The sequence below is a fragment of the Nocardioides fonticola genome, assembly GCF_039536805.1.
GTDB classification, from domain to species: domain Bacteria; phylum Actinomycetota; class Actinomycetes; order Propionibacteriales; family Nocardioidaceae; genus Nocardioides; species Nocardioides fonticola.
This window is the reverse complement of record NZ_BAAAZH010000001.1, coordinates 161,180-173,454: the sequence shown is the minus strand read 5'-3', so window position 1 is coordinate 173,454 and position 12,275 is coordinate 161,180. Positions and strand designations below refer to the sequence as shown.

Genomic DNA, 12,275 nt, shown 5'->3' with positions numbered 1-12,275 from the left:
GACTGGCCCTGTGACCGGTCTCGTGGAGGGTGACGGGCGCCTCGCGGACGTCGCCGTCGAGGCCGTTCGACGCGGCAACGCCGTGCGCCCCGAGGCCGCCGACCTCGCCGGCGCGCTCGCCGAGGGCGGGCGTGCGCGACTGCTCTACCTCCACGGGCCGGGCGGGATCGGCAAGAGCGTGCTGGCCGAGCAGGTCGTCCGCCTCCTGCTCGAGGGCGACCCGATCGACGCCGACGCCGACGCGGTCGCCGCGCGACTGGTGCGGATCGACGGCCGCGAGCTCGCGCCCACCCCCGACGCCCTGCGCGAACGGTTGAGCGGACTCGGTCCGCGCGCGGTGGTCGTCCTCGACACCTACGAGCTGCTCGACTCCCTCGGCCCCGCCCTGCGCGAGGAGCTCCTGCCCGCGCTGCCCGCCGACGTCCGCGTCGTCCTGGCCTCGCGCACCCCGCCGGAGCCCGCGTGGTTCGCCGACCCGTGGGGCGCCGTCCTGGTCGTGCATCGGGTCGGCCCGCTCGACGCCGCCACCGCCGAGGAGGTGCTGCGCCGCCGCGGTGTCGAGGACCCCGACCTGCGGGCCGATCTCCTGGCGTGGGCCGACGGCCTGCCGGTCGCCCTGGCGCTCGGCGCCGCCGCCGGGATCGCCAACCCCGGTGGCTTCGACGTCGCCGACCTCGATCGCGCGCTGCTCGACGTGCTCACCGCAGGGGAGCTGCGCGGCGCCGATCACGACGTGCTCGCGGTGGCCGCCGTCGCCCCCTTCGTCGATCGGCGCCTGCTCGCCGCCGTCCTGCCCGCCGTCGACGCCCTCGCCGCGGAGGAGTGGTTGCGGGGCCTGACCTTCACCGAGCAGGTGGGTCGCTCCCTGGCCCTGCACGCCCGCATCGCCGAGCTGGTGACCTCCGCGCTGCGTGCCACCGAGCCGGAGTACGACCGCGAGCTGCGGCTGCGGGTCGTCGACCACCTCGCCGAGCGGGCGTTGAGCACCGAACCCCACCTCATCGCCGATATGCACGACCTGGCCGGCGGCTCGGCCGGCGCGTTCGTGCGGGAGGCCCTGCGCCGGTTCCGGCTCGACGACGTGCGGCCGGGCGACGTCGAGGCGGTGCGGGCGCACTTCTCCCAGCCCGGTGACGGGCCCTACGCCGACCGGTTCGAGCGGTGGCTGCGCGAGGCGCCGCACCACGTCATCGTCGTGCGCGATCGCGACCGGCTCGCCGCCCTCGCGCTCTGGGCGACGCCCGCCGCGCGTCCGCAGCTCGCCGGGCCCGACCCTGTCGTGGAGCAGTGGGCGCGGTACGCCGCCCGCCACGATCCGCACGGCGGCGTCGTCCTGCTCACCGACGTCATCCTCTTCACCCCGCCCGAGCACTGGTTCGAACTCCTCGCCATCGGCAACACCGCGATGCTGGTGCGCGCCGGCCTCACCCGCCTGCGCGTGGCCTACATCGCCCACGACGCCCGGGCCGCCGGCGATCTCGCGGGCGGACCGGCCGGGCAGGTCGCGGCCTTCGGCGGTGTGCGCGTGGCCGATCTCGACGTCGAGCACGACGGCATGGCCGTGCACGGCTACCGCATCGACTACGGACCCGAGGGGGTCGTGGGAGCCGCCCGCGACCTCGCCCGCGCCGCGCTGTCCGAACGGGAGATCGCCGTCCCGGAGCTGGCGACGGTCGAGCGGGTGCGCCGCGCGCTGCGGGTGCACCACCGGCCCGACCTCCTGGCCGACGCCGGACTCGTGGCCGTCGACGGGACGGTCGCCGAGCGGGCCGCCGCCACCCGCGCCCACCTCCGCGACGCCGTGGCGCGCGCGTTCGACGCCGAGCTGCCCGGCGACCGGCTGCTGCGCGATGTCATCGAGCTGGGCTACCTCGATCCCGACGTCGGCCACCATCGCGCCATGCGGCAGCTGCACCTGAGCCGGGCGACCTACTTCCGTCGCCTCGGCGAGGCCGTCGACCGGCTCGGCGACGCGCTCGCGCACCGGACGGACTGAACCCCGCGGACCGGATCCCCCTGATACCGCTGCTGGCCCGGCGGCGATGCCGCGCCTGTCGGCGTCGGGGAATACCGTGACCGTCCGGCCGGGTTGGGGGTCGCGGAGACGGGAGCAGGAGTGACGACGGCAGAGCAGCAGGCGAGCGGCGCCGCGACGACCCGCGACGGATTCGCGGTGCTGCTGGTGGCGATCCGCCGCGAACCCTGGGTCTTCACCGTCTCCACCATCGGCAGCGTGCTCTTCGGCGCCCTCACCGTCGCCGACGCCTGGGTGCTCGGCTGGTCGACCGACCACGCGATCCTCCCCGCGTTCCGGGACGGCGAGATCGGGGCCGGCGTCCTGGTCGCCGTCGTCGCGCTGTTCCTCGGCGTCGCGATCCTGCGGGCCGTCGGCATCGTCGCGCGCCGTCTCGGCGCCGGCATCATGCAGTACCGCATGCAGGCCCACAGCCGGCGCGCCGTCACGCGCCAGTACCTGCGCCTGCCGATGGCCTGGCACCAGCAGCACCCGACCGGCGAGCTGCTCTCCAACGCCAACTCCGACGTCGAGGCCGCCTGGGGGCCGATCGCACCGCTGCCGATGGCGGTCGGCACCGTGGCGATGATGGTCATCGCGGTCGCCCAGATGCTCGCCACCGATCTCGTGATGGCGCTGGTCGGGCTGCTGGTCTTCCCGGTCGTCATCGCCGCGAACCTGGTCTACCAGCGCTTCTCCTCCCCGCTCATGACCCGCGCGCAACAGCTGCGCGCGGAGCTGAGCGAGGTCGCCCACGAGTCCTTCGACGGCGCCATGGTGGTCAAGACGCTGGGCCGCGAGACCGAGGAGACCGCCCGCTTCGCCGCCGTCGCCCGCGAGCTGCGCGACGTCAACATCCGGGCCGGGCGGGTGCGCGCCGCCTTCGACCCCGCGCTGGCCGCCCTGCCCAACCTCGGCGTGCTGGTCGTGCTGGCCGTCGGCGTCCAACGCGTCATCGACGGTGCGAGCGTGGCCGGCGACGTCGTCACCATCGCCTACCTCCTCACCGTCGTCGCCTTCCCGATCCGCTCCATCGGCTGGTTGCTCGGGGAGTTCCCGCGCAGCGTCGTCGGCTACCGCCGCGTCAGCGCCGTCCTGGCCGCCGAGGGCGAGATGCCGCACGGCGAGGCCCGGCTGCCCCGCTCCGGCGGCGGCGCGCGCCTGGTCGTCGACCGGCTCGGCTACGCCTACGACCCCGACCAGGAGCTGCTCCGCGAGGTCAGCTTCGAGGTCGCACCCGGCCGCACCGTGGCGCTCGTCGGTGCCACCGCCTCCGGCAAGAGCACGTTGACGTCGCTGGTCACGCGGCTCGTCGATCCCGACGACGGACGCATCACCCTCGACGGCGTCAACCTGCGCGACCTCGCCCCCGGCGAGCTGGCGGCGTCGGTCGCCGTCGTCCCGCAGACGCCGTTCCTCTTCGACGACACCGTGCGCGGCAACGTCACCCTGGGTGCCGACGTCGACGACGCCGCCGTCTGGGAGGCCCTGCGCGCCGCCCAGGCCGACGGGTTCGTCGCCGCGCTGCCGCACGGCCTCGACACCCGGCTCGGCGAGCGCGGCACCTCGCTGTCCGGCGGGCAGCGGCAGCGGATCTCCCTGGCTCGCGCGCTCGTGCGCCGTCCGCGTCTGCTCGTGCTCGACGACGCCACCTCGGCGGTCGACCCCGAGGTCGAGGCCCGCATCCTGGCCGCCCTGCGGCACGGTGGCCCCGCCGGGAGAACCGCCGACGCCGACGCCGACGCAGCCGACGCAGCCGACGCCGCCGCGCCGAGCCTGCTCGTGGTGGCCTACCGCAAGGCCACCATCGGCCTGGCCGACGAGGTGGTGCTGCTGGTCGACGGCCGCATCGCCGACCGCGGCACCCACGAGCAGCTCCTGGCCCGCAACGAGGCCTACGCCCGCCTGGTCAACGCCTACGAGACCGCCGAACCGCAGGAGGTCACCTCGTGAGCGCCGTCGAGACCGGCGCCGAGCTCGGCGCGCTCGAGACGATCCGGCGCGGCGTCCACCACTCGCCCGAGCTGCGCGAGGGCCTGGGCGTCAGCGTGCTGCTGGCCGTCCTCGCCTCGGCGGGCCAGGTCGTCGTCCCGGTCGCCGTGCAGCAGACCCTCGACCACGGTCTCGGTGCCGAGGGCGGTCCCGATCTCGGCTTCACCGTCGTCATGGGGCTCGCGGCGTTCCTCGCCGTCGTCGTCACCAGCCTCGCCTCCTACGGCATGACCAGCCGCCTCTTCCGCACCTCCGAGCGCGGGCTCGCGACCCTGCGCACCAAGGCGTTCCGCCACGTCCACGACCTGCCGGTGCTCACCCAGAACACCGAACGGCGCGGCGCACTGGTCGCTCGGGTCACCAGCGACGTCGACCAGGTCAGCCAGTTCCTGGTCTTCGGCGGCCTGCTGTTCATCGTGAGCATCGGCCAGATCCTCGTCGCGACCGTCGTCATGGCCGTCTACAGCTGGCAGCTCACGCTCGTCGTCTGGCTGTGCTTCGCCCCGCTCTTCGCCTCCCTGCGCTACTTCCAACGCAAGCTCTCCGCGGCCTACGGGGTCGTGCGGCAGCAGGTCGGCGCGCTGCTCTCGGCGGTCTCCGAGCCGGTGGTGGGCGCCGGCGTGGTCAAGGCCTACGCGGTCGAGGACCGCACCCAGCGACGCATCGACGAGGCGGTCGAGGAGTTTCAGGCCGCCTCCACACGCGCCCAGGGCTTCACGGCGTTCTCGTTCTCCCTCGGCGGCGTCTCGGGCGGCCTGGCGAACGCCGGTGTCATCGTCGTCGGCATCTGGCTCGGCTTCGCGGGCAGCATCACCGCGGGCGAGGTGCTGGCCTTCGCCTTCCTCGTCAGCCTCTTCGTCGGGCCGGTGCAGATGGGCACCCAGATCCTCACCGACGCCCAGAACGCCTTCGCCGGCTGGCGTCGGGTGCTCGGCATCCTCGACACCCCGGCCGATCTGGTCGACCCGGGCGAGTCCGGCGTCGACCTCCCGCGCGGTGCGATCGACGTCCGGCTCGAGGGTGTCACCTTCGCCTATCCCGGCGGCCCGCCCGTCCTGGTCGACGTCGACCTCGACCTGCCGGCCGGACGCCGTTTCGCCGTGGTGGGCGAGACGGGCTCGGGCAAGTCGACGATCGCCAAGATCGTGGTGCGCCTCATGGACCCCACCGCCGGACGCGTGCTGCTCGACGGCGTCGACCTGCGCACCATCCGCCAGGAGAGTCTGCGCCGCAGCGTGGTCCTGGTGCCGCAGGAGGGCTTCCTCTTCGACGACACGATCGCCGCCAACCTGCGCTACGGCCGCGCCGGGGCCGACGACGCCGCTCTGGTCGCAGCTGCCGACGAACTCGGCCTGGGCGACTGGCTCGCCGGTCTGCCGCACGGTCTGCGCACCCGGGTCGGGCAGCGCGGCGAGGCGATGAGCGCGGGGGAGCGGCAGCTGATCGCCCTGTGGCGGGCGCACCTGGCCGATCCCGATCTGCTCGTGCTCGACGAGGCCACCAGCGCCGTCGACCCGGCGTTGGAGATGCGCATCGGGCGGGCGCTCGAGCGCCTGATGAGCGGTCGCACGTCGATCACGATCGCTCACCGGCTCTCCACCGCCGAGAACGCCGACGAGGTCGTCGTGGTCGATCGCGGTCGCGTGGTGCAGCGCGGTCCGCACGCCGTCCTCGTGGCCGAGCGGGGCTCGGTCTACGCCGCGCTGCACGCCTCGTGGGTCGCCCAGCAGGGAAACGCCTGATCCGAGGGCGTCTGACGCCGCGACCCGGCCGGAGGTTGCAGGCGTCCGTGACGCCGGTCCCGATGGTCTAGACCAGCGGCGGGTCGAATGGTGGTGGTGTCCCGGTTTTCACCAAGATCCGTAACACGGGGCGTCCTTGCCTGTTGACTGTGGTGACCGTCGGCCGACGGTCGCCACGATCGGTCAGCCGTCGTCGCCCCGCCCTCCCCTGTCGTCCCACTTGAGGTGATCCATGCCCTCCCCTTTGAACCGTCGTCGGTGGCGTCTCGGAGTCCCCGCCATCGTCATGACCGTGCTCGCGCTGCTGCTGGGCATGTTCGCCAGCCCGGCGCTCGCCGCGAGCACGATCTCCGGTGTGGTCACCGACGCTGACGGCACGCCGTTGGCCGGTGTCCCGGTGTCGCTCGGCACCGTCTCCGGTTCGACGTTCTCCGTGACCTCCTCGACCACCACGGGCGCCAACGGCTCCTACAGCTTCGCGGGCACCAACGGCACCTTCGCCGTCCGGTACCAGAGCCCCGTCGACGCGGTCGCGTACTGGAAGTCCGCGGGTGTGGCCACCACCGACATCGCGCAGGCGGGCACGGTCACCTCCTCGGCCTCCGCCGACGCCACGGCGAGCGCCCCGCTCTTCAGCCGCACCATCAAGGGCACGGTGACGACGAGCAACGGCATCCCGATCCCGAACGTCACCGTCACGGTCGAGAAGCGCATCGGCACCGGCGCGCCCTTCGCCTACAACGCGGCCACCACGGCGCCCTCGAGCGTCGTCACCGACGCCGACGGCGTGTACAGCCTCTCGGTCGCGCAGGCCTCCAACCTCGTGCTCGGCTTCACGAGCTCGGCCTACAACACGGCCTACTACAAGACCTCGTCGACCACCACGGCCACCAAGGACGACGCGGCCGTCGTGCCGTTCGCCGCGACCGGCACCCCGGTCACCTTCAACCCCAAGCTGAGCCTGAAGCAGGGCTCGGTCACCGGCACCGTCACCCGCGGCGACGCGGTGACGGCTCCCAAGATCTCCGGTGCGACCGTCGAGCTGCTCAAGTCCGACGGCACCTCCTTCAGCCCCGCGCTGACCGACACCACCGGCTCGGACGGCGTCTACTCGATCACCGCCGACCCGGGCAGCTACAAGGTGAAGTTCAGCGCCTCGGGCTTCGACACCGAGTTCTACAACAACGTCGCCACGGTCGGTTCGGCCCAGACGGTGACCATCAGCGGCACGACCGCCACCACCGGCATCGACGCCGGCCTGGCCCGCACGGCCGGCCCGCAGATCTCCGGCACCGTGACCAACGGCTCCGGCGTGCCGGTCAGCGGCGTCGCGGTGAAGCTCTACACCCGCACGCTCTCGGGCAGCACCGGTGAGACCACCTACACGCCGGTCACCACCACGCCGTCCTCGGTCGTCACCGCGAGCGACGGCACCTACTCCTTCGACGTCGCCCCGGGCTCCTACGTCGTGGAGTTCTCGGCCGCCGCCTACAAGACGGTCTACTTCAACGGCTCGACCAACGGCACCACCGACCGCTCCGCGGCCACCGCGGTCTCGGTCACCAAGGGCACCGGCCGCGACATCTCGATGGCGCTGACCGCCAACGGCGGCGTCGTCTTCACCGGCAAGGTCGTCACCGGCTCCTCGAACGCCGCGGTGAGCGGCGTCCAGGTGCGGGTGGAGTACCCGACCAGCACCAGCAACGGCGCCACCACCTACACCGTGGCCGCCACCGGCACCACCGCCTCGGACGGCACCTACTCGGTGACCGCCCCGACCGCCTCGGGCCGCCAGTACGTGGTCGGTTTCGTCTCCTCGGCCTTCCCGACGAAGTACTACACCGACCCGGCCACCGCCGGCGGTGTCACCGACGGCACGACCAGCCGCGACAACGCCAAGCAGCTCCAGGGCACCTCGCAGGTCGTCGTCCCGCTGTCCGACCTGCGCCTCAACCCGGGCAGCGCCGTGACCGGCACGGTCTCCGACCCCAACGGCCTTCCGCTGAGCGGGGTCGACGTCACCGCGGTCATCTACGACACCACCACCCAGACCTGGAAGCCCGCCACGGCGTACTTCTCGGGCTCGCCGACCGCGCGCACCGGCAACGACGGCGCCTTCTACCTGGCGCTCACCGCCACCGGCGTCGACAAGCCGTTCCGGCTCCAGTACTCCACCGCCAACCGCGAGGTGCGGTACTTCCCGGCCGCGATCAGCCCCGACGAGGGCACCAACATCACCGTGGCCAACAACCAGGTGATCGGCGCTCGCGACGCCGTCCTGCCGTCCCTGGCGAAGCTGAACGGCTCGATCACCACCAGCGACGGCGGCGTCTTCGGCGACGGCGGCACGGTCGTGGCGCTGCGCAAGACCACCTACACCGAGGCCGGTGAGAACGGCGGCGCCCGCCACACCGAGTACCGCGAGATCGGTCGGGCGAGCGTCAACTCCTCCGGCGGCTTCTCGCTGGCGGTCCCGCACAGCACCTTCCGCCTGCAGTACCTCAACACCGGCTCGGGCGAGCAGGGCTTCCTGCCCGGCTTCGTCGGTCTCGACCAGGCGCCCGACATCACGCTGACCGAGGGCCAGACCCTCAACGGGCAGTCCTACACGGCCCCGACGCGTCAGTTCATCCGCGGCACGGTGCGCGACAACCTCGGCACGGCGCGCTCCGGCGCCACCGTCGAGGCCCGCTACCGCTACGTGGTCGACATCGTCGACGACGCCCCGGTCTTCTCGGCCTGGCTCGGCCCGGTCGCGCTGACCTCGGTGAAGTCGGCCACCACGACCGACCAGGGCCAGTACGCCCTCCCGGTCTACGGCCGCACCTACCGGGTCTCGGCCTCGACGACCTCCGGCGGCGTCACCACCACGGCGTTCTACGCCAACGGCACCGGCCAGATCGCCAACGCCACCGACGTCGTCGTCAACGGCAACGACGTCACCGGCATCGACATCTCCGTCGGCACCGGCACGGCCCGCAACTTCCAGCTCCCGTGGGTCTCGGGCCTCAACAAGGACGGTGCGGTGCTCACCGCCAACACCGGCTCGTGGTCGCCGTCCGACCTGACGTTCACCTACCTGTGGCAGCAGAACGCCAACCCGTCGAACGCCTCGGGTTGGGCCAACGCCTCGGGCACGAACAACGCCAAGACCTACACGATCCCGACCCCCGGCGGTCTCTTCGGCGGCGGCACGCGGTACGCCTACCGCGTCGTCGTCACCGCGAGCCGCAGCGGCGCCACCGCCGGCACGGCCACCAGCCAGCCGACGGGCGTCCAGGTCGCCTCCAGTGCCACCCCCGACGTCGAGAACCGTCGCGTCCCCTACATCACCGGTACGCCGGCGGTGGGCGAGACCCTCACCTCGACCGGTGGCGACTGGAGCGCCTCGGGCACCTTCACCTACCAGTGGTACGCCAACGGTCAGGCGATCGCGGGTGCCAACGGCCTGAGCCTGGTGCTCACGCCCGACACCCAGGGCAAGACGATCAAGTTCCGGGTCATCGAGACCAGCGGCAAGACGCCGGCCAACGGCGAGGTCGTCGACTCCGCCGACACCACGACGATCCTGCCCGGCGTGCTGCGCAACACCGTGCGGCCGACGATCTCCGGAGACCTGCGCGTCGCCGCGGTGCTCACGGCCGACCCCGGCACCTGGAGCCTGGCCTCGCCGAACTTCAGCTACCAGTGGTACGCCAACGGCGACGCCATCGACGGCGCCACGCAGCGCACCTACACGCTGACCGCAGCGGAGAAGGGCGACCGCATCAGCGTCGTCGTCACCGCCCGTGCCCAGGGGTACACCAACGGCACGGCCTCCTCGGTCAGCACCGCCGCCGTCGGTGACAACACGCCGAAGAACACCGTGGCGCCGTCCATCTCCGGCACGCCGGCCGTCGCCTCGCTGCTCACGGCCGACCCCGGCACCTGGACGCCGTCCGGCCTGGCCTACGCCTACCAGTGGTTCGCCGACGGCGTCGCCATCAGCGGCGCCACCGCCCAGACCTACCGCCTGACCGACGCCGAGTTCGGCAAGTCGATCACCGTCAAGGTCACCGCCTCGACCCAGGGCTACGTGCCGGCCTCGGTCACCTCCGCGGCCGTCGGCCCGGTCGTGGCCGGCCAGGCGATCACGGTCAGCGGCGGCCCGAAGGTCTCCGGCTCGGCGGCGCCCGGCGGCGTCCTCACGGTCACGGTGGGCACCTACACGCCGTCCGACGCGACGGTCTCGGTGCAGTGGCTGCGCAACGGCGTGGCGATCCCGGGTGCCACCGGCACGGTCTACACGGTCACCAGCGCCGACGTCGACCAGTTGGTCTCCGCCCAGGTCACCTACGCCCGCACCGGCTACGTCACCACGGTCCGCACCTCGCCGGCCGTCCAGGTGGCGAGCACGCCGGTGAAGTCCACCCCCACGATCGCGATCACCAAGGTCGTCAGCGGCGGCAAGGTCAAGCTCGTCGTCACCGTCACGGGCGGCGACACCCTGGCGGGCGGTCGGGTCTCGGTCTCCGAGGGCAGCCGCACCTACGCGGTCAAGACGCTGCGCAGCGGCCGGGCGTCCTTCACCGTCAAGGGCCTCAAGGCCGGCTACCACGCGCTGCGGGTCAAGTACCTCGGCAGCAGCACCGTGAAGCCGGGTTCGAAGGTCGTCTCGGTGACGATCCGCTCCTGAGCACCCCGGACGCCGGTCGCCCGACCGTCCGTCCACCGCCGAGCCCCTGGGACGCCGTCCTGGGGGCTCGGCGGTTTAATGAGGGGGTGAGTCTGGACCCCGCGATCGCCGAGCGCCTCAAGCGCACCTCCGACGGACTCGTCCCGGCGGTCGTCCAGCAGCACGACACCGGCGAGGTGCTGATGCTGGGCTGGATGGACGACGAGGCGCTGCACCGCACCCTCACCACCGGCCGCGCCACCTACTGGTCGCGCTCGCGTCAGGAGTACTGGGTCAAGGGGGACACCTCCGGCCACGTGCAATGGGTGCACGACGTGCGCCTCGACTGCGACGGCGACACCCTCCTGGTGAAGGTCGACCAGGTCGGGGCGGCCTGCCACACCGGCGACCGCACCTGCTTCGACGCCGTCGTGCTCCCCGTGGCACCGGTGGCGGCCGGGGGCGTGGGGTGAGACGCACCTTCGGGCCGGTGATCCTGCTCGGCCTCGCCGCGGGCACGCTGGCCGCGGTCGCCGGTTCCAAGCCGTGGGTCGAGCCGCGCAGCGCCGACGGTCAGACCCAGGCGTTCGCCCGGTTCGTCGCCGTCGGTGGCGATAGCGGGGAGCTGCCGGTCGCCACCTCGTTGGCGCTCGTCGCGCTCGCCTGCTGGGGCGTCGTCCTGGTCACGCGCGGGCGTCCGCGCCGGGCGGTCGCCGTGCTCGGCCTGATCGCCTCGGCCGGACTGGTGGCCGCTGTCGTCTGGTCGTGGTTCACGCTGGCCGACACGTTCGCCTCCGACCTCGCCGCCGCTGCCGGCTCGCCGGTCCGGGTGCGGCACACCCCCTGGGCGTACGGCGGCAGCGTGGGCGCCGTCCTCGCGCTGGTGGCGGCCGCCGTGGCCGTGCGGGCCGTGGGGGAGTGGCCCGAGATGGGCACCCGGTACGACGCGCCGACGACGCCGCCGACCCTGGCCCAGGTCGAGGCCGACGGCGGAGAGGTGAGCAACCTCGACCTGTGGAAGGCCATCGACGCCGGCCACGACCCCACCGACTGACCTGCCGGCCGACCTGCCGGCCGACCTGCCGGCCGACCCACCCACCGACCCACGGCTGATCGGGTCCCCGCCGCCCACTAGACTCGGCGACGCACGTCACCGCACGACATCCGAGGAGTTCCCCATGTCCAGCAGCCACGGCAACACCCCCGCCGCCTGGAGCGCCGTCGTCGTGGCCCTGGTCGGCTTCATCATCGGCAGCGTGGGCCTGCTCCTCGACCCGATCAGCTACCCGGTCTTCTGGGCCGGCGTGGTGGTCACCCTCGCCGGCGGCGTCGTCTTCGCCGTCATGGCCAAGATGGGCCTGCACGAGGGTCACTGACCCCGCGCGGGAGCAGGTCGTGACCAGCACCGCGCCTCTGCGGCCGACGTCGTCGGCCGACTCCCCGCTGCGGCGGGAACGGATGCGCGCCCCGCTCGTCACGCTCGGCTCCCTGGCCGCCGCCACGCTCGCGCTGCGCCTGCGCGACCCGCATCAGCGCGGTTCGTGGGGCATGTGCCCGCTGGCCGCGGTGGGAGTGTGGTGCCCGGCCTGCGGCGGCCTGCGGGCCGTCAACGACCTCACCCACGGCGAGGTCGTGGCTGCGGCGTCCAGCAATCTGCTGTTCGTCGCCTCGATCCCGCTGATCCTCTGGGTGCTGGGGCGGTGGACCCTCGCCCGCTGGCGCGGCACCGTCACCCCGGTGCCCCGCACGCTGACCCTGTGGGGCGGCGTCCTGTACGGCAGCCTCGCGCTGGCGTTCTTCGTCGTCCGCAACACGCCGTGCGGCTCCTGGCTGGCGCCCTGAGCACGCGCGGACGACGACGGGGGGCGCCCCG

At 73.1% G+C, this 12,275-nt stretch carries 8 protein-coding genes; all 8 read left to right on the top strand.

The genetic code is table 11. The features are described from left to right. The first annotated feature begins 10 nt into the window (after positions 1 to 10). Positions 11 to 1,996 (top strand): hypothetical protein, encoded by a 1,986-nt coding sequence (locus tag ABD671_RS00745; protein WP_344731270.1) that lies wholly within the window; start codon positions 11 to 13, stop codon positions 1,994 to 1,996. A gap of 120 nt (positions 1,997 to 2,116) precedes the next feature. Continuing rightward, positions 2,117 to 3,967, top strand: a complete 1,851-nt coding sequence (locus ABD671_RS00740) for an ABC transporter ATP-binding protein (RefSeq protein WP_344731269.1) — start codon at positions 2,117 to 2,119, stop codon at positions 3,965 to 3,967. Next, the gene (locus ABD671_RS00735; protein ID WP_344731268.1) at positions 3,964 to 5,748 is read left to right on the top strand and encodes an ABC transporter ATP-binding protein; all 1,785 of its coding nucleotides are present in this window, start codon (positions 3,964 to 3,966) and stop codon (positions 5,746 to 5,748) included. Before ABD671_RS00740 ends, ABD671_RS00735 begins: the two co-directional genes overlap by 4 nt. Before the next feature lie 232 nt (positions 5,749 to 5,980). Then, positions 5,981 to 10,423, top strand: coding sequence for a beta strand repeat-containing protein (locus ABD671_RS00730; RefSeq protein WP_344731267.1), 4,443 nt, complete (start codon positions 5,981 to 5,983; stop codon positions 10,421 to 10,423). Positions 10,424 to 10,482: 59 nt separating this feature from the next. Then, entirely contained in the window at positions 10,483 to 10,875 is a 393-nt protein-coding gene (gene hisI, locus ABD671_RS00725; protein WP_425574867.1) for a phosphoribosyl-AMP cyclohydrolase, read from the top strand. Positions 10,876 to 10,892: 17 nt separating this feature from the next. Continuing rightward, positions 10,893 to 11,456 (top strand): Trp biosynthesis-associated membrane protein, encoded by a 564-nt coding sequence (locus tag ABD671_RS00720; protein WP_344731265.1) that lies wholly within the window; start codon positions 10,893 to 10,895, stop codon positions 11,454 to 11,456. 124 nt (positions 11,457 to 11,580) lie between these two features. After that, positions 11,581 to 11,778, top strand: coding sequence for an HGxxPAAW family protein (locus tag ABD671_RS00715; RefSeq protein ID WP_344731264.1), 198 nt, complete (start codon positions 11,581 to 11,583; stop codon positions 11,776 to 11,778). Positions 11,779 to 11,797: 19 nt separating this feature from the next. Continuing rightward, a complete protein-coding gene (locus tag ABD671_RS00710; protein WP_344731263.1) occupies positions 11,798 to 12,244 on the top strand; it encodes a DUF2752 domain-containing protein in 447 nt (148 codons plus the stop codon). The last annotated feature ends 31 nt before the right edge of the window (positions 12,245 to 12,275 follow it).

Excerpts from the sequence above, each read along its gene's own strand:
- ABD671_RS00730 (WP_344731267.1), top strand. The coding sequence starts at position 5,981 with ATGCCCTCCCCTTTGAACCGTCGTCGGTGGCGTCTCGGAGTCCCCGCC.
- ABD671_RS00715 (WP_344731264.1), top strand. The coding sequence starts at position 11,581 with ATGTCCAGCAGCCACGGCAACACCCCCGCCGCCTGGAGCGCCGTCGTC.